The sequence below is a fragment of the Flagellimonas sp. genome (assembly GCF_965233845.1).
Lineage (GTDB): Bacteria > Bacteroidota > Bacteroidia > Flavobacteriales > Flavobacteriaceae > Flagellimonas.
The window spans coordinates 3665983-3690053 of sequence record NZ_OZ247584.1 but is presented as its reverse complement, the minus strand read 5'-3'; the positions used below and the strand labels follow the sequence as shown (position 1 = coordinate 3690053).

Here is a 24071-nt window from a genome sequence, read left to right as displayed (position 1 = left end):
AAGATATATAAATAGCAGAGAACTTTTTACTCCTTTATTTTGACGTCTATAACAACTAGTCAGATAGTTGAAGACAGTGTGAATTAAAAAACTCCAAGGCTCTGGACTCGGTATAGGTGGTTCCGTTCTGACCCCAAAAGCCGACATGTCCTCCATGTTTGGGAATTTCCAAATGGAGGTTTTGGTTCTGTTCGGCTTCCGCGTAAGGGTAACATTTTGGACCCAAGAAGGAGTCATCGGCAGCATTGATGATTAGGCTTGGGACTTGGATGGAAGGCAAAAATTGCAAGCAACTGCACTGGGTGTAATAGTCAAGCGCATCTTTAAAATTATGCGCCCTGCTGGTGTAGATGTCGTCAAAATCCTTTAGGGTCTTTATGGCCTTTATATCCGCATTGGAAATTAAATGGGGAAACATTTTTTGCTTTTGCCTGAGCTTGCCAATCAAATGTTTTTTGAATCTTTTGGCGTACAGCATGTTTTCAAACGTCAATAGCTTTTCGCAGGAACTTTGCAAACTGCAAGGCACAGATACGGCCGCCGCAGCTTTGACTTCCTTTGGAATCACATTGCCCTCTCCCAGATATTTGAGGGCCAGATTACCACCAAGACTAAATCCCTTTAAATAAATGTTTTCATAGTTCTTTGTGGCGATTATGTGGTCAAGGACTTCCTTCAAATCTTCGGTAGCTCCGCTATGGTACGATCGATATTTTGAATTGGGTTCCCCACTGCATCCCCGATAATTAACTGCACAAGCATCAAATCCTTTAGTGTTGAACAGCTTGGCACTCCCGGTGATATAGGGCCGTTGGGCATCGCCTTCCAAGCCATGCAACAAAACGACCAGCTTTTGGGAAGTATTTGGAGCATAGCTCCAGTCCAAGTCCAAAAAATCCCCATCAGAAAGTGTTATGCGCTCCCTTTTTTGGGCAACACCTTTCACGATTCTAAAAAGACCATTGTAGATAGTGGCCAAGTGCCCATTTCTAAAAAAAAGCGATGGCTTATAAGTGGAGGAAACCTGCGGCATTAATACAGAATATTGTGCATAGGTTGGATTTTTGGCGGGAGGTTTTGTTCATCCAACATATCCCTTAGATCAATTTCGATGGTCCGGCATAAGGCAGTCATGGGAACATCATTGATGCGGCCTTCAAAGGGGTCCTCGCTGTTGCTGCCAACACTCTCCATGGTGGAGAAAATCCAGGAAATTAGAATGGAAAAAAAGATCATCAAAACAATATACCACCAATTGTTTCCTGCGTCAAGTTCTTTTAGTTCCGTTGCAAATACGTTCAATAAACCAAAAGGGAGCAGCAACAAAAATATCCACGTAAAAACAGTGCTGAAATAGGCATATTGTCTGGGAAAAGGAGTGTTTTTGATTCGTTCGCACTTCCCCTGAAGATTATACATTTCCTCAAGATTGCCATGAAAGATTTGTTTGTCGAATTCAGTAATCTTTTCCTCAGCCAACAGCTTTTTTAGATGGAGCCCCTGCTTTTTTATAAGATGCGTGGCTACGTTTTTACGATTTTCAATGGAATCCACTTCTTGAGGCCCCAACAAATGATCCATGCCACTGCACACAGGGTTTCTTTCGCCATGGCGATCAAACAATCGTTCCACAGCCCGATTTTCTTTTTTGGAAAAGCTGGTAGGCTGCCGTAATTGGATCCGCAAAGCATTGATCCAAGCAATATGGCGATGGATAAGAACAATTTGGGCATCGCGGTCATTTTCCACCAGACTTAAAACGTTATTGGCCCAGGTTCTTGAATAGTTTACGATACCGCCCCATATTTTTCGGGCTTCCCAAAAGCGATCATAGCTCTGGCTATTTTTAAAACCGATGTAAAACGCAACGGCAATACCTATTACGGAAATCGGCTCAAATGGAATATCGATATGGGTCCAGTTCAAAAAATAATAGAGATAAAATACAATCGAGGCGTAGACGGTAAAGAAAATTAATTTTCTCCAGGCAAACCTTAAGATAAGCGCCCAGCTTATGTTCCTTTTGATGTACATGTTTCTTCAGATGGTTTTTGGTCTACCCAAAATACAAAAGAAAAGTAAGAAATAAGCTTAGTCTTTGGGGTAGCGCTCCAGCAATTGGGCCTGTTCCTCAATAGCGGTTTTAAACTCTGATTTTAAAGTGGATACAAGTTCCGAAACGGGGAGCACGTTGTCTATGGTGGTAACCCCCTGCCCAGCAGACCAGATGGTCTTCCAAGCCTTGGCTTCGGTATCCAGTTCTTTCCCGAAATCAATTTTATGGTCTTTTTTCAAATCTTCCTCAGAAATTCCAGCGGCTTTTAAACTGGCGGCCAAAAAGTTGGCGTGCACACCGGATATGGCTGCCGTATACACCACATCGCTTGCCCCCGCTTCAATGATCATTTTGCGGTATTCTTCTGGAGCCTTGCTTTCTTCCGTATTGATAAAACGCGTACCCATATAAGCCAGATCGGCCCCCATTTGCATGGCGGTGGCAATATCCTTGCCTGTGCTGATGCAGCCGGAAAGGATGATGGTTTTATCGAACATCTTTTTTACTTCTGCCACCAGACTCATAGGGTTGATATTTCCAGCATGTCCTCCGGCACCTGCTGAGACCAAAATAAGACCGTCCACACCTGCTTCGGCCGCTTTTTCGGCATGCCGTTTTTTAATGATGTCATGAAATACCAGACCGCCGTAGCTGTGAATGGCATTAACCACCATACTTACCGCGCCAAGAGAGGTAATGACCAAAGGAACCTTGTGTTTCATACAGAGTTTCACATCGGCCTCCAATCTAGGGTTGGTAGGATGCACAATGAGATTGACTCCAAAAGGAGCAGGCTTTTTACCCGTTTCCTCTTCAAATTTTTTAAGTTCGGATTTAATTTCGATGAGCCATTCCTCAAAACCTTCACTGGTTCTTTGGTTAAGGGCAGGGAAGGTGCCCACAATCCCATTTTTACAACACTCGATTACCAAACGGGGCCCGGAAATTAGAAACATGGGTGCCGCAATGGCCGGTAAACTTAAATCTTGGATAAATTCAGCTTTCTGACTCATGATAATGTTCTTGGAGTTTTAAATTTAAGGTTAATTGTGCCTTCAGATGGGACCCATTTCTGAAAAGTATGGTAATTTTACAAATATTATGCATGCATAACAAATAATCCACCTATGTTTTTTAAGGAGTTCGAGGTACGATGGAACGATTTGGATGCCAACAGGCATTTGGCCAATTCGGCTTATATCAATTTTATGAGTCATACCCGGATGTCATATTTGACCCATCTTGGATTTGGGCACAAGGAGTTTGAATTCTATGGAATTGGCCCTGTGGTTTTTTATGAACATATCTACTACTTCAAGGAAGTGTTTCCTGGAAAACCCATTAAAGTTTCCTTGGAGTTCAAAGGCATGAGTGAGGAAGGTAAATTCTTTGAGTTCCACCATAACTTTTATGACAGCAAAGGGAAACACTTGGCGCATTGCGAAATGTTCTTTTCCTGGATAGATATGAAGACCAGAAAACTGGTAAACCTTCCCAAGGTGGGTCTGGAAATTTTTAATCAACAGGAAAAAGCAGAAGATTTTAGGGTGTTGACCAAGGAGGATACACGCAAGTATGCCAAAGTGCCTAGGGACTTGCCTTAGGTTTTCTACTGGCCAAGTATACACCTAGAAGCACCAAAACCGTGGCCAATATTTTGACCGGGGTCAATTCATCCTTGCCAGAAAACAGGGCAAAAAGGATACCGATGAGTGGTTGCAAATACACAAAGGCACCTACCGTTGAGGCTCTCAATTGGGTAAGGGCAAACACATTAAATAGATAGGTCATAAAGGTAGTACCGATAACCACAAAAGCTATTACCCCATATACCCATAGGGGTAAAGTAGCCCATTCAATTTGGGAATATTCCGGGTAGGTTACCGGAAAGGCGATTACAAATCCGATAGTAAACAGCCATTTCATCAGGGTAAGGGGATGGTACTTCTCAAGCAGTTTTTTTACCAAGATCAAATAAGAGCCATAAACCGTTGCGTTCACTACAAAAAGGATGTTGCCCAAGGGAATATTGGGTGCATCTTGCCGGATTTCAGCACCAAATAAAATCAAACCCAAAGCCCCAACAAAACCAAGGAAGATTCCCAATCCCTTGTTCAAAGTCACTTTTTCCTTAATGAACAAGGCCGATAGTACCACTACAATAATGGGGGTGATGGTCACCAGCACCGAGCTGTTAATTGGCGTGGACAATTGTAATCCTTTGAAAAAGGCCAGCATATTAATGGCCATCCCCAAAAGGGAGCAAGCCAGTATGCGCAACCAATCCTTTTTTTCAATATGTTGTTTGGGCCCCAAAAAAGAAATGGCCCAAAATAGAATGGAGGCACCCCCCAAGCGCAACATGATAAACCCGTATGGGCCCACATAGTCGGGCATGGCTCCCTTAGCTATGGTGTGGTTAAGACCATAGATGGTGGTAGCCCCCAAGGCGGCCAATAAAGCTAGGGTACGTTTGTTCATGAATGTAGCGCGGCTTTGGCGGCTTCTACCACCTTTTTGGAATTTCCAACAAAAATGTGATCCTCTAAGAGCAATACCGGTCTTTTTAGAAAAGTATAATGTTCCAAAATCAGATTTTTATAGTCTTTTTCCGTGAGATTTTGTTCATGAAGCCCTCTTTGCCTGAACAACATGGCCCGTCTGCTGAAAAGTGCTTCGTAACTTCCGGCCAATTGCGCCATTTGTTCCACTTGCTCAGCGGTCATGGGTTCCGATTTTATCTCTTGAAGCACCACACCATCCAATGGTTCCAAATCTTTAAGGATACGTTGGCAGGTAGAGCAGCTTCCTAGGTGGTATATTTTTTTCATTTTCCAGAGTTGTGATTCCTAAGAACATAGGAATCCATATTATCCAATAATTCAATCAAAGGTCGTGCATTTGAAATTAAGACAGCGCAAAATCCACTGCTTTCTGGGCGTGTATTTTAGTGGTATCAAAAGATGGAACCGCTATTTCTTCCGACGGGATAAGAATGGGCAATTCTGTACAGCCTAAAATTATGCCTTCCGCCCCTTGGCCAATTAATTTTGCAATGATTTCCAAGCATTGCTTTTTGGACGCTTCTGTAAAGACTCCCTTGACCAGTTCGTTATAAATAATGGATTGTAGGGTGTCCATTTCGGCATTGGTTGGAACCAGAATCTCCAAATCAAATTTTTCCTTAAGGATTTTGGTATAGAAGTCTTTTTCCATGGTGAACTTGGTACCCAGAAGTGCCACTTTTTTCAAGCCTTTTTTCTGAATCGCCTCTCCTGTAGCGTCCGCTATATGCAGAAATGGGATGGAAACGGAATTGGTGATATGGTCACTCACCAAGTGGATGGTGTTGGTGCAAAGCACCACCAAATCGGCACCGGCTCGTTCCAATTTTGTGGCCTCGCTTGCCATGGATTCGCCGATTTTATCCCAATCCCCTGAAAAGGAAAACTGCTCTATTTCATCAAAATCCACTGAAGTAAGAATAGTTTTGGCCGAATGGGACCCACCCACGGCTTCCCGAACCATTTGATTGACATGCTGATAGTAAATTTTGGAGGATTCCCAACTCATTCCCCCAATCATCCCAATTGTTTTCATGCTAAATCTACTTTATTTGATTTTTGACCTGTCCTCTGCGCCATCCAGAGTAAAGGACGTAAGAAATTTTGTGATATGTTCATTTAATACTTGTCGGAACGATATCTTAACGGGCTGCTCTATGCAAGTACAGCTTAAACAGTTTTCCATACATTTCACATTTAGATATTCATAAATATCGATTTATAAAACAAAAAAATAATACCTTGCTACAAGTATTGTTTAACAAAGCTATAAAACATTTACATATTTATATTTATAGATATGTTAAAAATGAAATATTTCCCTTCAATGGAAAAACAATTTGACATCCTCCTAAAGAACCGGATTATCTTCAAACGCTTTTTGGAGCAAACCCCAAAGGAAGATTTGTTTCGAATTCCAAATGGTTTTAAGAATAATATCTGGTGGAACATTGCCCATGCAATGGTCTCTCAACAATTATTGGTCTATAAGTTGAGTGGATTGGACTTCACTATAGAAGAAACCCTCATAAATGCCTACAGGAAGGGTACTGCGCCAGAGGCCATTCCCTCTGAAGCGGAAGTTGGCAAAGTATCGGAATACCTGATCAGCACTATTGAACAGATGCAAGCCGATTATTCAAAAGGGGTATTTAGCACGTTTGAACCCTGTATGACCACACCAAAAGTTGGCCTTGAATCCGTGGAGGACGCCATTGCATTTTTGACTTTTCACGATGGGATACATCTTGGGGCCATCTTGGCCATTCAAAAGGCCTTAAGGGTATAGGCTCTAGTTTTTAACGGGTCGTTTGAGGTATTTGTTGGCTTCAGCGAAAGGGATGGTCAGGATTTTTGGGCCATCCGCATAAGAGGCAATCTCGTACTGATTGTAAATTAACTGTATGCCGTCCTGGGTATAGCCCAGATTTTCGGAGAGATGAAACTGGTCGCCCTCAAACATAAATCCCGTGCCATTTATATTTGAGTCTTGTGGAATGCTCTCCTGGATTCGAAATTTGGTTTCTGCATAGTTCACGAAACCTTCTTCATCCTCAAAAAGTTCCCACTGTTCCGTTTCTTGTCCCTTGATTTTATCAAAATTAAGGAAGGTTACTGCACTGTATCCGTGTGCACCGCCTGTAAAAGTGTATGCATTCATTACCAAGGTCAACATAGCCTTGTCCTCAAAGGCGACATCGCAATTGATCTTGGCTTCCCATCCCACAGTTTCATCAGGAAATTTGTTCTTAAGCTCCTTGAAACTCCCTGAAAAAGAACGGATGGCATCTTCCATTGTTTCGATTTCTTTATCCTCGTCCCAAGAGAGGATGGCTATGACCTCTTCCTCTAAGGCTGTATTAATGGCCTCTGCCAAAATGGTTTCATCCAAGGCCTTTGGCAAGGATATCTGAACCTCTGGGCAATCATCGCAGGATTCGCCTTCCAGCTGCTGGGTTTCAAAAGTAAGTTTATGGTCATTTTCGCAACCAAGGGAAAGCAATAAAAGCAGGAGTAGATAAAAGGACTTGTTCATTATAAGGGGTTTATGGACTTCAAAAATAAGACTTCATTGATTACTCCAAAAGATAACAATACATTTGTATCAGACTAATATACAATGAGCAAAAGAGAACTTAATTTCAATAGCAAAACAATTCACGGGGGACAGCAACCTGATAAGGCGTATGGAGCCGTAATGCCCCCTATTTACCAAACATCTACCTATGCCCAATCCACACCTGGCGGGCATATGGGGTATGAATATTCCAGAAGTGCAAACCCAACGAGAACGGCATTGGAAAATGCCCTGGCCAGTATTGAAAATGGCAATTACGGATTGGCATTTGCCAGCGGACTTTCGGCCATGGATGCGGTGATCAAATTACTCAACCCAGGTGACGAGGTGGTGTCCACCAACGATTTGTATGGGGGAAGCTATCGCTTGTTCAAGCAAGTGTTTGAGAAGTACGGGATTACCTTCCACTTTATTGGAATGCAGGATCCGGCGGCCATTGAGGCCAAAATCAATGAAAAGACCAAGTTGATTTGGGTAGAGACCCCTACCAACCCCATGATGAACATCATAGACATTAAAGCAGTTTCCGATTTGGCCAAAAAACACAACTTGCTTTTGGCGGTGGACAATACTTTTGCCACTCCGTATTTGCAAAGACCCTTGGATTTGGGAGCGGACATTGTAATGCACTCGGCCACCAAATATTTGGGAGGGCATAGTGATGTGGTTGTTGGGGCCTTGGTGGTTAAGGACAAAGCCTTGGCAGATCAGCTTTATTTTATTCAGAATGCAAGCGGTGCGGTATGTGGACCCATGGACAGTTTTTTGACCCTTCGCGGGATAAAGACCCTTCACGTACGTATGCAACGCCATTGTGAAAACGGTCAGGCCATTGCCAAATTCCTTTTGAACCATCCAAAAATTGAAAAGGTGTACTGGCCCGGATTTGAGAACCATCCCAATCATGACATTGCCAAATCGCAAATGGACGGTTTTGGTGGAATGATATCTTTTATCACCAAAGGAAGCAGCTACGAGGATGCCATTAAAATTGTGGAAAAATTGGAAGTATTTACCCTGGCAGAATCCTTGGGCGGGGTTGAGAGTTTGGCGGGCCATCCGGCAAGCATGACCCATGCCAGTATTCCTAAAGAGGAACGCGAGAAAAGTGGAGTCGTGGATGCCTTGATCAGATTGAGCGTGGGCATTGAGGATGTTAACGATCTTATAGCGGACCTGGAACAGGCGATAGGATAGTCAATTTTGAAAAATTTTCAGAAAAAGGCTATTTGAATTATGTAAATAGTATAATTTTGCCCTCTAATTCCTAATTTGTTAAAATTCTCCGAAATCGAAGTCGGGGAAATTAAACTTGAAATCCGTTATATGGAAGCAAAAATCAAAGCATTTATGGATGAGGTGATTGCCCGAAATGGACATGAGCCTGAGTTTATCCAAGCGGTACAAGAGGTGGCCGAAACGGTTATCCCTTACATTGTCAAACACGATATTTACCATGGCAAAAATATCCTTTTGCGAATGGTGGAACCAGAGCGTTTGATATCCTTTCGAGTAGCCTGGGTTGACGATAGTGGAGAAATTCACGTAAACCGGGGATACCGAATTCAAATGAACTCGGCCATTGGCCCTTACAAGGGAGGGCTTCGTTTCCACCCAACGGTGAATGCCAGTGTCCTAAAGTTCCTTGCTTTTGAACAAGTATTCAAGAACAGTTTGACCACACTTCCCATGGGAGGTGGTAAAGGAGGTTCGGATTTTGATCCGAAAGGGAAATCGGACGATGAGGTCATGCGCTTTTGCCATGCATTTATGCTGGAATTGAACAGACACATTGGCCCCAATACGGATGTTCCTGCTGGAGATATTGGTGTGGGTGCCCGTGAAATTGGATTCCTATTTGGAATGTACAAAAAGATTCGAAACGAGTTTACCGGGGTATTGACCGGGAAAGGTCGTTCTTGGGGTGGATCCCTGATCAGACCGGAAGCTACTGGATATGGAACCGTATACTTTGCAGATAGCATGCTCAAGACCCAAGACCAGTCCTTTGAAGGAAAAAAGGTGGTGATTTCCGGTTCAGGGAATGTGGCCCAGTTTGCCGCTGAAAAAGTAATGCACTTGGGTGGAACGGTATTGACACTTTCAGATTCAGGAGGATATATCTACGATAAGGATGGTATTGATGAAGACAAATTGGCCTTCGTCATGGATTTGAAGAACAACCGAAGGGGAAGAATCTCCGAATATGTGGATAAGTACCCATCAGCAGAATACCATAAGGGCAGAACACCTTGGGAAGTAAGCTGCGATGTAGCTTTACCTTGTGCCACCCAAAATGAGCTGAATGGGGATGATGCTGCCACCTTGATCAAAAATGGTTGTATCGCTGTTGCTGAGGGGGCAAACATGCCTTCTACCCCTGAAGCCATACACGCCTTCCACGATGCCAAAATTTTGTTTGCACCAGGAAAAGCTTCCAACGCCGGGGGTGTTGCCACTTCAGGATTGGAAATGTCTCAGAACTCCTTGCGTATTAGCTGGACAAGGGAAGAGGTTGACGAACGCTTGAAGGGAATTATGGGAGATATCCACGATTCTTGTATCGAGTTTGGAAAAGAAGAAGATGGCTACTGCAACTATGTAAAAGGAGCCAATATTGCTGGATTTGTGAAGGTAGCCGATGCCATGTTGGCCCAAGGGGTTATCTAAACACAGATTCCAATTCCATAAAATCCAAGTGGGCGGTTGTTGATCAATCGCCCACTTTTTTTATATTGGACCAATCCCTTTTTTCAGATGCAGGTAACTACCAAGGCCATTGTACTTTCTTCCATAAAATATGGCGATACCAGTCTTATCGTTAAGGCCTTTACCGTGTCCGATGGTTTAAAATCCTATCTGCTCAAAGGAGTGCTCAGCTCGAAAAGGGGAAAGTTGAAAGCCGCCTATTTTTTACCCTTGATGCAGTTGGAGATTGTGGCCAATCATAAAAACAAGGGTACCTTGGAAAGCATCAAAGAGGTAAAAGTTGCGGTGCCTTACAAGACACTTCATACCGATATCATCAAGAACAGTTTGGTACTTTTTTTGGCCGAAATGTTGGGGAATAGCATTCAAGAACAGGAAGAGGACAAGGCGCTTTTCAACTACTTGGAGTACACCTTGCATTGGTTGGATGAAAATACGCCCTCACCCAGTTTTCATATTTTGTTTTTATTGAACCTCACTAAGTTTTTAGGGTTCTATCCCGATACTTCTTTTGTAAATGCTCCCTACTTTGACTTATTGGAAGGGAGTTTTGTCACCGCTCCTTCCCTTAACCCTATGATCCAGGGAGATGAAATTGTTCATTTCAAAACGCTCTTGGGCATAAATTTTGATGCACTTCAAGCGATACAAATGAACCGGCCCCAAAGACAGGAATTGCTAAAAAAAGTTATTCTGTATTTTGAATTACATTTGCACGGATTTAGAAAACCGAAGTCACTGGCCGTTTTAAATGCAGTTTTTGAGTAGTATGCGCAACATTGGTTTTGTCCTCCTTTTCCTTATGGCCTCCCTTTCCGGATTTTCACAAGAAATCACTGTTTTGGACGCTGATACAGGAAATCCTGTGGCCAATATTGCCATCTTTAATGAGGATAAATCCAAAACCTCGGTTTCCAATTTAAACGGGAAGGCCAACCTGGATATTTTCGATGGCAAGGAACGCATCACATTTAGACACATCAGCTATGAGGAGCTGGTGACCACTCGGGCTAAAATTGGGAAAAAGGGAAACCGCGTTTATCTGGTATTGAAACCTGAAGAATTGCAGGAAGTGGTCATGTCCGTGTCCAAATGGGAGCAACAAAAAAAGGATATTCCCCAAAAGATTGAATCCATTGATGCCAGAACCATAGCCTTTACCAATCCGCAAACCTCTGCCGATTTGCTGCAAAACAGCGGGAAGGTTTTTGTGCAGAAAAGTCAATTGGGTGGAGGCAGTCCCATGATAAGAGGTTTTGCCACCAACAGATTATTGCTTTCCGTGGATGGCGTACGGATGAACAACGCCATTTTTAGGGGCGGGAACATACAGAATGTTATTTCGGTAGATCCTTTTACCATCAGAAATACGGAAGTGATTTTTGGCCCAGGATCGGTTATATATGGAAGTGACGCCATGGGAGGGGTCATGAACTTTTTTACCAAAAACCCCAGATTTTCGTTTACGGACAGTCTTACCGTATCGGGCAACGCCACGTATCGCTTTGCAACGGCCAATAATGAGAACACGGCGCATGTGGATTTGAATCTTGGGCAACAACATTGGGCATCTTTCACCAGTATCACCTACAACAATTTTGATGACTTGGTTATGGGAGAAAGCGGGCCAGATTCCTATTTAAGGAATCAATTTGTGGTTAGGGAAAATGGGATGGACGTGCTTCGGGAAAATAACGATCCAAGAAAACAGGTGACATCAGGATATGATCAAATCAATTTGCTGCAAAAATTCACCTATAAGCCCAATGCCACTTGGAACTACGATTTGGGACTTCATTACTCGGAAACCTCGGAGTTTTCCAGATATGACAGATTGATCAGACCCAATGATGCAGGTGATGGACTGCGTTCCGCTGAATGGAAATATGGCCCACAAAAGTGGTTTATGGGCAATTTTCAAGTCACCAAGCAAGGGAAGAACAAATTTTATGACGGGGTAAAGCTCACCACCGCCTACCAGTTTTTTGAAGAAAGCAGGATCAATCGGAATTTTCAAGCTGTAGACCGATTTACCACAATGGAAAAGGTGGATGCCCTTACCGTTAGCCTGGACTTTGAAAACAAAAAAATTGGAGACCTCAGACTGTACTATGGTGCAGAATATATTTTCAACAAAGTACATTCCGAAGGAAGCCAGACCAATATTACAACCGATGTGGTTTCGGCTGCGGCCTCCCGATATCCCGATGGGGCCACTTGGCAGACCTTTGCCGGCTATATTAACGGGGAGTATAAGCTGATGCCCAATTTTACCCTGCTTTCTGGGGCACGGTATAGTCAGGTCTGGGTGGATGCCCAGTTTGATAAAACCTTTTATCCCTTTCCATTTGATGAGGCTGATTTGATTACGGGAGCACTTACGGGCAGCGTAGGATTTAGCTGGTTTCCCAAGGCCGATTTACAGATTACCTTAAACGGTTCTACCGGATTTAGAGCGCCCAACATTGACGATATTGGAAAAATCTTTGATTCTGAACCGGGAGCGGTGGTGGTGCCCAACCCTGAGTTGGAACCCGAATATGCCTATAACGTGGAATTGGGGATTCGGAAAAATGTCCAAGATAAAATAGTATTCAAAGGTGCAGCCTTTTATACCTATTTGGTTGATGCCTTGGTAAGAAGGGATTTTACCTTCAACGGAGAAAGCGAGATTATCTACAATGGGGAATTAAGTACCGTCCAGGCCATTCAAAATGCAGCTAAAGCGTATGTGTATGGGGTGGAAGTAGGACTTGAGGCATTTTTAAATGAGAACTGGGCCATTGCCAGTAATTTGACCATTACCGAGGGGACAGAAGAAGATGATACTGGGGAGGAAAGTGCCGCTCGACATGCCGCTCCCACCTTTGGTGATGTCCATTTGATTTGGCAAAATCAGAAGTTGAAAACCGACTTTTTCCTCAACTATAACGGTGAAATAGGGTATAATGATTTAGCCTTATCCGAACGGAGCAAATCTTATATCTATGCTGTGGATGAAAATGGAAATCCATATAGCCCGTCCTGGTATACCCTTAACTTTAGGTCGCAATACCAAATAACCAATGCCTTAAAAGCTACGCTAAGTTTGGAGAACATGACCAACCAACGCTACAGAACCTATTCCTCTGGAATTGTTGCCCCAGGCACAAACGTTATTATGGGGTTGGGCTATAACTTCTAAAAAAAAGCCCCGATTAATCGGGGCTGAATTTTTGGTTGGAGCTTGATTTTTAATGATCCAAAGCCTCTTTGGTATCTTCCGCCGCCTTTTTCAGGTCATCTGCAGTTTGGTCAGCGGCATCCTTTAGGTCATTGCTCATTTCCTTGGCTTTGTCCATGGTTTCCTCGCCAGCTTTGTTAATGCTGTCCAAGGCTTGCTCACCTGCTTCCTTCACATCTTCTCCAGCCTCCTTCACGGCATCCATGGCGTCATTGGCGGCATCTTTTAAGTTGTCACCAGCTTCTTCCAAGCTTTGTTCCGTTTCTTCAGCCGCTTCCTTGGCCTTATCTGTGGCCTCTTTACATGATACCAAAACGGACATGGAAAGGGTCAAGGCCATGACCCCAATTACTACTTTTTTCATATTATAATGGTTTAGTGTTAAAGCTGTCAAGATATAAATTTTAAAAGAACTGGATCAGAGCAGTATATCATATTTAGGTTAAGCAACTTAAAGCATTTAAAACCCTCATTTAAGCAACAGTTATTCCATCTAAATTTTTAATTTTGCAAACTTGGAATTCTAGAAGAAGTAGCAGTACATATGAAGTTTGCGGAATATAAGGGATTGGATTTACCTAAGGTGTCCGAAGAGGTTTTGGATTTTTGGAAAGCCAACGAAATATTTGAGAAAAGTGTTTCCACAAGGGAAGGCAAGGAAAGCTACGTTTTTTACGAAGGCCCACCCTCTGCCAATGGGATGCCCGGGATTCACCATGTAATGGCAAGGACCATAAAGGATATTTTTCCAAGGTACAAGACCATGAAAGGCTACCAAGTAAAGCGTAAAGCTGGTTGGGACACCCATGGACTGCCCATTGAGATTGGTGTTGAAAAGGAATTGGGCATTACCAAGGAAGATATAGGCAAAAAAATCTCGGTTGAAGAGTACAATGCTGCTTGCAAGAAAGCAGTGATGCGCTATACCGATGTCTGGAATGAAATGACCGAGAAGGTGGGCTATTGGGTAGATATGGATGATCCCTATATTACCTATAAGTCCAAGTATATGGAATCGGTTTGGTGGTTGTTGAAGCAGATATATGACAAGGGATTGTTGTACAAAGGATATACCATACAACCCTATTCCCCTAAAGCGGGAACTGGATTAAGCTCGCACGAACTAAACCAGCCCGGAACTTATCAAAATGTTACAGATACCACGGTTACGGCCCAGTTCAAGGCCAAAAAGGATTCCCTACCGGACTTCTTACAAAGTGTTGATGGCGACATTTACTTTATGGCTTGGACCACCACACCCTGGACCTTGCCATCCAACACCGCTTTAACAGTTGGGCCAAAGATTGAGTACGTTCTGGTAAAGAGTTTTAACCAATACACCTTTGAGCCTATCCATGTGGTGCTTGCAAAAGCCTTAGTTGGGAAACAATTTGCAGGAAAGTTTTTTGAAGCCGAAAGCGAAGATGACTTTGCCAATTATAGCCCAAGTGACAAAAAGATACCGTATCAAGTAGGTCAGAGTTTTGTGGGCAAGGATTTGGTGGGAATTCAATACGAGCAATTGTTGGATTACACCCTCCCTTATGAAAATCCTGAAAATGCCTTTAGGGTAATTAGCGGGGATTTTGTGACTACGGAAGACGGTACCGGAATAGTGCATACCGCTCCCACCTTTGGTGCGGATGATGCCCTGGTAGCCAAACAAGCCACACCGCCTGTGCCGCCCATGTTGGTCTTGGATGAGAATAACAACCCAGTCCCATTGGTAGATCTACAGGGAAGATTCAGGCCTGAAATGAAGGAACTTGGAGGCAAATACGTCAAGAACGAATATTATGAGGATGGCGAGGCACCGGATAAATCAGTGGATGTCGAGATTGCCATCAAACTAAAGGAAGAGAACAAGGCCTTTAAGGTTGAAAAATATCTGCACAGTTATCCCAATTGCTGGAGGACTGATAAACCGGTACTTTATTATCCATTGGATTCGTGGTTTGTGAAGGTTACGGATATCAAGGATCGCATGTTTGAGCTGAACCAATCCATTAATTGGAAACCCAAGGCTACGGGTGAAGGTCGTTTTGGGAACTGGTTGGCCAATGCCAACGATTGGAACCTTTCCCGATCAAGATATTGGGGGATTCCATTGCCCATATGGCGAACGGACGATGGCAAAGAAGAATTGATCATAGGTTCTGTTGAAGAGCTAAAACAAGAAATGGCCAAGGCCGTGGAAGCTGGGGTTTTGGAGAAAGACCTTTTTGAAGATTTTGTGGTAGGCGATATGAGTGAGGCCAACTACGAAAAGATAGACTTACACAAAAACATTGTAGATCAGATTACGTTGGTTTCTCCGTCTGGAAAACCCATGAAACGCGAATCCGATTTGATTGATGTTTGGTTTGATAGTGGTTCCATGCCTTACGCACAATGGCACTATCCTTTCGAGAATAAGGAACTGGTGGATGACGGAGTCGCTTTTCCAGCTAATTTCATTGCAGAAGGGGTCGATCAGACTCGAGGGTGGTTCTATACATTGCATGCCATCGCAACCATGGTTTTTGATACCGTTTCCTACAAAAATGTGGTATCCAACGGGCTTGTGCTGGACAAAGAGGGCAAGAAAATGTCCAAACGATTGGGCAATGCAGTGGATCCCTTTGAGGTGTTGCCCAAGCATGGAGCAGATGCTACACGTTGGTATATGATTTCCAATGCCAACCCTTGGGACAATCTTAAATTTGATATGGATGGAATTGTTGAGGTGAAACGAAAATTCTTCGGAACACTTTACAACACCTATTCCTTTATGGCGCTGTATGCCAATATTGACGGGTTTACCTATGCTGAAGCTGACATTCCCTTGGAAGAGCGGCCAGAAATAGATCAATGGATCCTGTCAGAACTACATTCGTTGATTGAAAAAGTGGATGAAGCTTATGCTGACTATGAGGCCACAAAGGCTACCCGAATGATTTCTGACTTTGTTCAGGAGAACCTTAGTAACTGGTATGTACGCTTAAGCAGAAGACGGTTCTGGAAAGGGGATTACCAACAGGATAAAATATCCGCTTATCAGACCTTGTATACCTGCTTGACCACAGTGGCAAAACTTTCTGCTCCTGTAGCTCCGTTTTATATGGAGCGTTTGTACAAGGATTTGGACAATAGCACCCAAAAAGAAGGGGTAGAAAGCGTGCATTTGGCAGATTTTCCTGTTTTTGATCCTAAAATGGTCAACAAAAAACTGGAGCGGAAAATGCAGTTGGCACAAAAGATATCATCTTTGGTGCTGTCCATACGTCAGAAGGAGAAAATTAAGGTACGTCAACCCTTGCAAAAGGTGATGATACCCGTTTTGGATGTTGACCAAAAAGAAAGTATTGAAGCTGTCGCTGACTTGATCAAGTCCGAAGTGAATGTCAAGGAGATTGAATTGCTGGATGATGCCTCGGGGATTTTAGTAAAGCAAATAAAGCCTAACTTTAAAGTTTTGGGACCTAGATTTGGTAAGGACATGAAGGCAATTGCCACCGCAGTAAACCAATTGGGCCAGGAAGAAATCCAAAAAATTGAGCGAGAAGGCGAATTAATGCTTGAATTGGAAAATAAAAGTATTATTTTACAGTTAACCGATGTAGAGATCAGTTCGCAAGATATTGAAGGTTGGTTGGTTGCTAGTTCAGGTGCCTTGACAGTTGCCTTGGACGTGACCATAGACGAAAACCTGAAAAAAGAAGGAATTGCGAGGGAATTGGTCAATAGAATTCAAAATCTTAGAAAAGAATCTGGGTTTGAAGTGACCGATAAGATTGATATCAAAATATTGAAAGACGGTTTGGTGGAACAAGCGGTTTCCAGTAATGAAGAATACATCAAGACAGAGACGCTGACCGCCCAACTTAATTTTGAAGAGAATTTAGAGGAAGGTATAGCAATTGCCTTTGACGAAGTGAATACAAAATTGTTTATCCAAAAACACTAGAAATGGCGCAAGATTTAAAAGTAAGATATTCTGATAAAGACCTTGAGGAATTCAGAGCGTTGATCGAGGAAAAAATTGAAAAGGCGAAAAAGCATTTGGAATTGCTGAAAAGCTCTTATATGAATGATGGCAATAATGGTACTGATGATACTTCCCCCACTTTCAAAGCCTTTGAAGAAGGCTCCGAGACCATGAGCAAGGAAGCCAATACCCAGTTGGCCATTCGGCAAGAGAAGTTTATCCGCGATTTAAAAAACGCTTTGTTGCGTATAGAAAATAAAACCTATGGAATTTGCCGGGTCACTGGCAAATTGATCAATAAGGAACGGCTAAAGCTTGTTCCCCATGCCACGCTGAGCATAGAGGCCAAGAACATGCAGAAATAAAAAAACGCCTTAAGGCGTTTTTTGTTTATGAGACTCCTGTTCATTTTCTTGGGCTTATTTGGATTGTCCAATCTCCATGGGCAAAAAGAAATCAAGAAAGCACTGTTGGATTCGGATATTGAATTTATCCAGATCAATGCTGATTTCTGTTACCAAGTTACCCTTCAAACAGCCAAAACAGATGAAGTATATGTTGCCGCCCAAATGGAAGGTGAATATGCCAAGGATTTACTGCTAACCTTGGAAGAAAAGGGGGCAACCATGCTAATCGGAACTGGATTTCACCCCAACTTTACCAACCCCAACGATAAATTGAGTGCCCATAAGGTAATCTCTATTGCTCTGGAAATTATTGTCCCGGAATATAGGAATGTGTCCCTTTACGGCACCAGCAGCAATGTTGATGTCCTTGGCAGCTATGAAAAATTGGAAGTGAAATTGGCGAACGGAACATGTAGGTTAAACAATGTGAGGGAATATGTGGATGTCAAAACCCAAAAAGGAGATATTCTGGTAAGGGCGTCCCAAGGAGATTTTCAGGCAGAATCCACCTATGGACAGGTAATAAAAGAGGAAATCCCAATAGGGAGTAACCAGTACATTTTAAGCACAGTGGAAGGTACCATACAACTTAAGAAAACAAAATAATATCCCTACTTTTGCGCAATCTCTTTTTGAAGGTATGAATCTAAAGAAGTCCCTAATAATCATTGTGTTGGTCTTGATCATAGATCAAATCAGCAAAATATATATCAAGACCAATTTCCTGTATGAACAGTCACACGAGATTTTTTCGTGGTTCAAGATTTATTTCATTGAAAACTCGGGCGCGGCTTGGGGAACCAAACTCAGCGATTTTCTTCCTATATCGGAATCTACTGGAAAGTTGATCTTGACCATTTTTAGGCTTTTTGCCATATCTGGAATTGGATATTGGCTTTGGGATATTATAAGAAAGCAATCGCCCAAAACCTTGATTTTGGCCGTGTCGCTGATTTTTGCCGGTGCGGTAGGGAATATTATAGATTCGGTTTTTTACGGGGTTGTATTCAACGACAGCCATGGCCAAGTAGCCACCCTTTTCGCTGATGATCCCTATGGCAAGATATTTCATGGAAAGGTTGTGGACATGCTCTATTTTCCCTTGATTGATAGTACCTGGCCCGATTGGGTTCCATGGGTTGGTGGCAACCGATTCCGTTTTTTTGAGCCCGTTTTCAACATTGCAGATACCGCTATAAGTACGGGTGTAGGAATCTTGATTGTTTTCAACAAAAAAGCTTTCCCTAAAAAACAGAAGGATGAAACTTCAGATTAGAATTTATAGATTTTCTCTGGTGTGATGCAGTAATCCAGAGCCACATCATTTTCGTGGACGTCCTGGATGGAATTTTCGGGCTCAAATAAAGACAGGCCAATTTTAACGGTTTTTGCATCGCACTTGCGGAGGAAATTATCATAGAACCCCTTACCGTAGCCTACCCGATTTCCTATGAGGTCAAAGGCCAACAATGGCACAAACACCACTTCTATTTTATTTTCTGGGACCAGTATCCCGTCTTCAGGTTCTGGAATGTTCCATTTGCTCAGTTTAAGAGTGGTACTGTCCATGAGCAGATAATTTTCCATGGAATTGTTGGAAACTACTTTGGGAACAACCACGTTCTTGTCCCGGCCTTGGAGCAGGGTGATTAGCGGTAAAGTGTCAACTTCTTGGTTGGCTTCAATGCTTAGGAAAGTATGGAAATAAAAAAAATCCCAAATTGGGATTCCTAGTACATGATTTGCTAGAATGATACTCGACGCTGAGATTTGTTCCGGACTCATGCCCAATCTCAGGTTTTTATACTTTTTTCTTAGTTCACGTTTCAACATCGAATGTTGAAAATTTTGGGGTTGGGGGTTCTGGGGGATTTGGTCTATTCTCTAGTTGAAACCGAGAAAAAGATTTTGAAAAACAGCATCAAAATCAAATACATTCCCAAAACGATAACATAGTTCTCCATTGAATTGTATTTATACGGTTAAATGTAGGTAAAAGAATTGGAAAAATCACCATGAAATGCACTTTTTATCGATGAACAGCATCATTTTTAGCAACAGTTTAACATGTAGCCCCTATTTTGGATGCCTTTTCCCACAAAGTTTAAACCTATTGTTATGAAAAAGTTTTGTGCTCCTGCTTTCAATTTCATTCTTAGGAATTTAGCCTGAATCATTGAGCATTAAAATAATAAATTAGGAGTCAAGCACGGTGTTCAATTTTACATCCATGAATTCCCTGCTGCCAACCGTCAATTCCGAAAGGGATTTGATCAATTTTAACAAAAAACCAGTAGTATTAAAACCTACTTTTGTTAGAGCGTGGATTTTTGAGAAGTTTATGTCCGACTTACCCTCTATTAGTGTTCAAATAAGTGTTTTACCCAGCAATCCGGGCGTATACCAGTTTTACGATTCGGAAGGAAAAATTCTGTATGTGGGGAAAGCCAAAAATCTGAAGAAAAGGGTGTCCTCCTACTTTAACAAGAAGCAGGAGTACGGCAAAACAAGGGTCTTGGTAAAGAAAATCCACTCCGTTAAGCACATTGTGGTGTCCTCTGAATCCGATGCGCTCCTGCTGGAGAACAACCTGATCAAGAAACTACTGCCCCGATATAACGTATTGCTCAAGGATGACAAGTCCTATCCCTGGATTTGCATCAAAAAAGAGCGTTTCCCAAGAGTGTTTTCCACGCGAAAATTCATTAAGGACGGTTCTGAATATTTTGGGCCGTACACCAGTATGAAAACCGTACGGACCTTACTGGATTTGGTCAGAAGTTTATATCCCCTTAGAACCTGCAATTATGACTTGTCAGAGGAAAAAATCAATGCGGGCAAGTATAAAGTTTGTTTGGAGTACCATCTTGGAAATTGCCTGGGGCCATGTGCTGGCTTGCAATCCGAGGCAGACTATCACGGACAGATTGAAAACATCCGACAAATAATCAAGGGAAATTTCAAGGGGTCCATCCAGCATTTTAAGCAGCAGATGAAAACCTTGGCAGAGCAAATGGAGTTTGAAAAAGCACAGTTCATCAAGGATAAAATTGAAATCTTGGAGAATTATCAGGCGCGTTCCACGGTGGTCAACCCCAAGATCAACAATGTGGATGTGTTCTCCATTATTTCTGATGAGACCCACGGCTATGTGAACTTTTTGCAACTGTCCCACGGCTCCATTGTTCGTTCGCATACCCTGGAAATTAAAAAGAAACTGGATGAGACGGATGAGGAACTGCTTCAGTTGGCCATAACCGAAATTAGACAGCGCTTCCAATCCCAATCCAAGGAAATTTATCTGCCATTTCCTGTCCTGGTGGAGGACAATATCAAGATTACCCTTCCCAAATTGGGCGAAAAACGGAGAATTTTGGAACTGTCAGAACGCAATGCACGTTTTTTTAGACAAGATCGGTTCAAACAGATCAAGATTACAGACCCTGACCGTCATGTAAAGCGAATCATGGCTCAGATGAAAGCCGATTTAAGGCTTAGTGAAGAGCCAACCCATATAGAATGTTTCGACAACTCCAACATCCAAGGGAGTAATCCTGTGGCAGCCTGTGTGGTATTTAGAAATGGCAAACCCTCCAAAAAGGAGTACAGGCATTTTAACATCAAAACCGTTGAAGGGCCAGATGATTTTGCAAGCATGGAGGAAGTGGTTTTTCGCAGATACAAGCGATTATTGGGAGAAGACGAAGCCCTACCACAGCTTATTGTGATTGATGGGGGAAAGGGCCAATTATCTTCCGCCTTGAAAAGTTTGGAAATTTTGGGATTGAGAGGCAAAATTGCCATCATTGGCATTGCCAAACGTTTGGAGGAGATTTACTTTCCGGATGATCCCATTCCGCTTTATCTGGACAAAAAATCAGAAAGCCTTAAAATTATCCAACAGCTAAGAAACGAAGCCCACAGATTTGGCATCACCCATCATAGAAACCGAAGAAGTAAGGAAGCCATAGACTCGGAGTTGGAAAACATAGAGGGAATTGGAAAGAAAACGGCAGAACAATTGTTGAAACAGTTCAAATCAGTAAAAAGGGTCAAGGAAGCAACCATTGAGAGTCTTGCGGAATCTGTAGGTATGGCCAAGGCCAAAAAAATTTATAAATCCTTCCATTAAAAACCCATGAGATTAAAGAGCGTATTGTTAGTGATTTTTGTTTTGATGGGGATTTTGGGCATGGCCCAGGACGAGTCTCCCAAGGTAGGATTGGTGCTTAGTGGAGGTGGTGCCAAGGGCTTGGCCCACATTGGGGCGCTCAAGGTAATTGATGAGGCAGGAATCAAAATTGATTACATCGGCGGAACCAGTATGGGAGCCATTGTAGGTGCTTTATATGCCTCGGGCTATTCCGCCCAGGAATTGGATTCCATTTTTAGGGTGACCGATTTTACCGAGCTTATTCAGGACAACGTACCAAGGGGGGCCAAAACTTTTTATGAGAAAGAAGATTCTGAACGATACGCTTTGGGATTGCCTTTTACCAATTTCAATGTTTCATTTCCGCAGGCTATCTCTGGAGGGCAAAACATCTACAATGAGCTGGTCCGATTGTTATTTCATGTAAAGGATGTTCAGGATTTCAGTAGTCTTCCTATCCCATTTTTGTGCGTGGCGACCAACGTGGAAACCGGAGAAGAAGTCCTGTTGGATAGAGGTTATTTGCCGGAAGCTATTATGGCAAGTGGAACCTTTCCCTCGCTGTTTGAGCCGTCGGAGATTGAAGGAGAGGTATTGATTGATGGAGGGGTGGTCAATAATTATCCCATAGATGAGATCAAGGCCTTGGGAGCGGACATCATCATTGGTGTGGATGTGCAGCATGGATTGGCCACTAGGGAATCCTTGGAGTCTGCTACGGAGATTTTATTGCAGATCAACAACTACAGAACAGTCAAGGACATGAAAAAGAAGGTGCAGCAGACAGATATCTATATAAGGCCTGATATTGATGACTTTTCCGTAATCGATTTTGATCGGAGCATGGAAATTGTGGAGAGTGGTGAGATAGCCGCTTATACCCAAGTGAAAGCGTTGAAGGAGATTGCAGCTAAGCAGCAAATAACCCCAACTCCCAAAAAGAGGATTGCTGTAAAAGATAGTCTGGTCATCAACCGTCTGATCTTGGAGGGGAACGACCGCTACACCCGAGGTTACATTAAGGGTAAGTTACGGCTCAATCTGGCAGAAAAAGTTGCCTTCGAAAAACTAAAACAGGGAATCAACAACTTATCCGCAACAGGAAACTTTAAGGCCATTAGATATGAATTGGTATCCAATGGTTTGGGCACAGATCTGATTCTCAAACTCAAAGAGAACCCTACAAAGATGTTTATTAAAATGTCTGCCCATTATGATGATCTTTATAAAAGTTCCGCTCTGATTAATCTGACCAAAAAGAACTTTTTACTCAAGGACGATGTGGCCTCCTTTGATTTTATTGTGGGGGACAACATCCGTTACAATATGCAGTACTACTTGGATAAAGGGTATTACTGGAGTTTTGGGATAAACTCCAAATTCACAAATTTTAATGAGGAAATAGACTATAGCCTGATCAGAACCAACTTTGATGCTCCCAACGACCCCAACATCCGTGAGGTCAATTTGGACGTTACGGATTTGACGAACCAAATATATCTACAGACTGTATTACGGGAAGAGTTTGCATTTACACTGGGCTTGGAACACAAGTTGCTCCGCTATAGCACAAGAACCTTGAATCAATTTGCGGATGAATCGGCGGAAGCCTTTTTGCCCGAACCTTCGGAGCGCACTTTTTTTGATGATTCAAGCTATTTCAGTGCCTATGGTAAAATCACCTTGGATACCTATGATGACAAATACTTCCCTACCAAAGGACTTTTCTTTGATAGTGATTTCCATTTGTATCTTTTCTCTTCGGATTTCAACGATAACTTTAGGGAGTTTTCTGTGGGAAAAGCAAGAATGGGAACAGCATTTACGCTATTTCCTAATTTGACCCTTAATTTGGAAACCGAAGGTGGCGTAAAATTGGGAACATCGGGCGTAACTTCCTTCGATTTTGTGCTTGGGGGCTACGGCAACGATTTTGTAAACAACTTTACCTCCTTTATGGGCTATGATTTTCTTAGCCTTCCTGGCAATAGTTTTGTGAAGGCCTATGGCCGTTTGGATTATGAAGTGGCTCCTAAGAACCACATCTTGTTCACGGCCAACTTCGCCAACGTGGCCGATGATCTTTTTAGGACGGGGGACTGGTTTTCGGAACCCACCTATTCAGGATTTGGCCTGGGTTACGGACTGGAATCTTTTTTGGGTCCGGTCCAAATCTTCTATTCCTGGAGCCCGGAAGTCTCTGAAAGCAACTTTTTCTTTAGCGTAGGCTACTGGTTTTAGTTTGGGAATCCCCTATTTATTGGCAAAACCTCTTAAAAAACTGTCAATTTTTTCTCCCTTCCATATCAAAATTGATAAAAGATAGTTAAAGTCACCTTAAAACTTATTTTCCTACAAAACCTTGGCTTATCATTGTTGGCATAAGGGGTGGTTCCCTTATAACTTTAAGTATT

At 42.7% G+C, this 24071-nt stretch carries 21 protein-coding genes; 12 read left to right on the top strand and 9 right to left on the bottom strand.

The window, feature by feature from the left end:
• Nucleotides 1–55 precede the first annotated feature (55 nt).
• Genes ACO6S0_RS16400 through ACO6S0_RS16390 form a run of 3 tightly spaced genes read right to left on the bottom strand, consistent with a single transcriptional unit; the run spans nt 56 to nt 3069 of the window.
• Nucleotides 56–1033 (bottom strand): YheT family hydrolase, encoded by a 978-nt coding sequence (locus tag ACO6S0_RS16400; protein ID WP_422349391.1) that lies wholly within the window; start codon nt 1031–1033, stop codon nt 56–58.
• Nucleotides 1033–2034, bottom strand: a complete 1002-nt coding sequence (locus ACO6S0_RS16395) for a bestrophin family protein (protein WP_422349390.1) — start codon at nt 2032–2034, stop codon at nt 1033–1035. The genes ACO6S0_RS16400 and ACO6S0_RS16395 overlap by 1 nt, the downstream gene beginning before the upstream one ends.
• A gap of 57 nt (nt 2035–2091) precedes the next feature.
• Nucleotides 2092–3069 (bottom strand): NAD(P)H-dependent flavin oxidoreductase, encoded by a 978-nt coding sequence (locus ACO6S0_RS16390; RefSeq protein ID WP_422349389.1) that lies wholly within the window; start codon nt 3067–3069, stop codon nt 2092–2094.
• A 114-nt stretch (nt 3070–3183) separates the two neighbouring features.
• Between ACO6S0_RS16390 and ACO6S0_RS16385 the strand changes: the two genes are divergently transcribed.
• Entirely contained in the window at nt 3184–3660 is a 477-nt protein-coding gene (locus ACO6S0_RS16385; RefSeq protein ID WP_422349388.1) for an acyl-CoA thioesterase, read from the top strand.
• Here ACO6S0_RS16385 and ACO6S0_RS16380 read toward each other — a convergent pair.
• The 3 genes from ACO6S0_RS16380 to ACO6S0_RS16370 form a co-directional block, all read right to left on the bottom strand.
• Nucleotides 3644–4537 (bottom strand): DMT family transporter, encoded by an 894-nt coding sequence (locus ACO6S0_RS16380; RefSeq protein WP_422349387.1) that lies wholly within the window; start codon nt 4535–4537, stop codon nt 3644–3646. The two genes, ACO6S0_RS16385 and ACO6S0_RS16380, sit on opposite strands and share 17 nt — an antisense overlap.
• Nucleotides 4534–4887 (bottom strand): arsenate reductase family protein, encoded by a 354-nt coding sequence (locus ACO6S0_RS16375; protein ID WP_422349386.1) that lies wholly within the window; start codon nt 4885–4887, stop codon nt 4534–4536. The genes ACO6S0_RS16380 and ACO6S0_RS16375 overlap by 4 nt, the downstream gene beginning before the upstream one ends.
• Before the next feature lie 76 nt (nt 4888–4963).
• A complete protein-coding gene (locus tag ACO6S0_RS16370) occupies nt 4964–5656 on the bottom strand; it encodes an aspartate/glutamate racemase family protein (RefSeq protein WP_422349385.1) in 693 nt (230 codons plus the stop codon).
• A gap of 291 nt (nt 5657–5947) precedes the next feature.
• Between ACO6S0_RS16370 and ACO6S0_RS16365 the strand changes: the two genes are divergently transcribed.
• Nucleotides 5948–6409, top strand: a complete 462-nt coding sequence (locus ACO6S0_RS16365; RefSeq protein ID WP_422349384.1) for a DinB family protein — start codon at nt 5948–5950, stop codon at nt 6407–6409.
• A gap of 3 nt (nt 6410–6412) precedes the next feature.
• Here ACO6S0_RS16365 and ACO6S0_RS16360 read toward each other — a convergent pair whose 3' ends face one another.
• Nucleotides 6413–7156 carry a PdaC/SigV domain-containing protein gene (locus ACO6S0_RS16360; RefSeq protein ID WP_422349383.1) on the bottom strand — a complete coding sequence of 248 codons (744 nt, stop codon included), beginning with the start codon at nt 7154–7156 and terminating at the stop codon, nt 6413–6415.
• 84 nt (nt 7157–7240) lie between these two features.
• Between ACO6S0_RS16360 and ACO6S0_RS16355 the strand changes: the two genes are divergently transcribed.
• From ACO6S0_RS16355 to ACO6S0_RS16340, 4 genes are all read left to right on the top strand, one after another.
• Nucleotides 7241–8395 carry a cystathionine gamma-synthase gene (locus ACO6S0_RS16355; RefSeq protein ID WP_422349382.1) on the top strand — a complete coding sequence of 385 codons (1155 nt, stop codon included), beginning with the start codon at nt 7241–7243 and terminating at the stop codon, nt 8393–8395.
• A 129-nt stretch (nt 8396–8524) separates the two neighbouring features.
• Nucleotides 8525–9868 carry an NADP-specific glutamate dehydrogenase gene (gene gdhA, locus ACO6S0_RS16350; RefSeq protein ID WP_422349381.1) on the top strand — a complete coding sequence of 448 codons (1344 nt, stop codon included), beginning with the start codon at nt 8525–8527 and terminating at the stop codon, nt 9866–9868.
• 87 nt (nt 9869–9955) lie between these two features.
• Complete coding sequence (gene recO / locus ACO6S0_RS16345; protein WP_422349380.1) at nt 9956–10675, top strand: DNA repair protein RecO; 720 nt, start codon at nt 9956–9958, stop codon at nt 10673–10675.
• A complete protein-coding gene (locus tag ACO6S0_RS16340) occupies nt 10659–13091 on the top strand; it encodes a TonB-dependent receptor (RefSeq protein ID WP_422349379.1) in 2433 nt (810 codons plus the stop codon). The genes recO and ACO6S0_RS16340 overlap by 17 nt, the downstream gene beginning before the upstream one ends.
• Nucleotides 13092–13140: 49 nt before the next feature.
• Here the strand turns inward: ACO6S0_RS16340 and ACO6S0_RS16335 are convergent, their stop codons facing one another.
• The gene (locus tag ACO6S0_RS16335; RefSeq protein ID WP_422349378.1) at nt 13141–13494 is read right to left on the bottom strand and encodes a hypothetical protein; all 354 of its coding nucleotides are present in this window, start codon (nt 13492–13494) and stop codon (nt 13141–13143) included.
• A 180-nt stretch (nt 13495–13674) separates the two neighbouring features.
• On the opposite strand from ACO6S0_RS16335, the gene ileS reads away from it, so the two are divergent.
• The 4 genes from ileS to ACO6S0_RS16315 are packed head-to-tail and all read left to right on the top strand — an operon-like array spanning nt 13675 to nt 18780.
• Nucleotides 13675–17076, top strand: a complete 3402-nt coding sequence (gene ileS / locus ACO6S0_RS16330; protein ID WP_422349377.1) for an isoleucine--tRNA ligase — start codon at nt 13675–13677, stop codon at nt 17074–17076.
• Between the two features lie 2 nt (nt 17077–17078).
• Nucleotides 17079–17462 (top strand): TraR/DksA family transcriptional regulator, encoded by a 384-nt coding sequence (locus tag ACO6S0_RS16325; RefSeq protein ID WP_138837316.1) that lies wholly within the window; start codon nt 17079–17081, stop codon nt 17460–17462.
• 27 nt (nt 17463–17489) lie between these two features.
• A complete protein-coding gene (locus tag ACO6S0_RS16320; protein WP_422349376.1) occupies nt 17490–18110 on the top strand; it encodes a hypothetical protein in 621 nt (206 codons plus the stop codon).
• A gap of 34 nt (nt 18111–18144) precedes the next feature.
• Nucleotides 18145–18780 (top strand): lipoprotein signal peptidase, encoded by a 636-nt coding sequence (locus ACO6S0_RS16315; protein ID WP_422349375.1) that lies wholly within the window; start codon nt 18145–18147, stop codon nt 18778–18780.
• On the opposite strand, the gene ACO6S0_RS16310 is transcribed toward ACO6S0_RS16315, so the two are convergent.
• Nucleotides 18777–19337: a 5-formyltetrahydrofolate cyclo-ligase gene (locus tag ACO6S0_RS16310; protein WP_422349374.1), complete on the bottom strand. Its 561-nt coding sequence runs from the start codon at nt 19335–19337 to the stop codon at nt 18777–18779. The two genes, ACO6S0_RS16315 and ACO6S0_RS16310, sit on opposite strands and share 4 nt — an antisense overlap.
• A gap of 508 nt (nt 19338–19845) precedes the next feature.
• Here ACO6S0_RS16310 and uvrC point away from each other — a divergent pair.
• A complete protein-coding gene (uvrC, locus tag ACO6S0_RS16305; RefSeq protein ID WP_422351839.1) occupies nt 19846–21636 on the top strand; it encodes an excinuclease ABC subunit UvrC in 1791 nt (596 codons plus the stop codon).
• 6 nt (nt 21637–21642) lie between these two features.
• Nucleotides 21643–23898, top strand: coding sequence for a patatin-like phospholipase family protein (locus ACO6S0_RS16300; RefSeq protein WP_422349373.1), 2256 nt, complete (start codon nt 21643–21645; stop codon nt 23896–23898).
• Nucleotides 23899–24071: the final 173 nt, after the last annotated feature.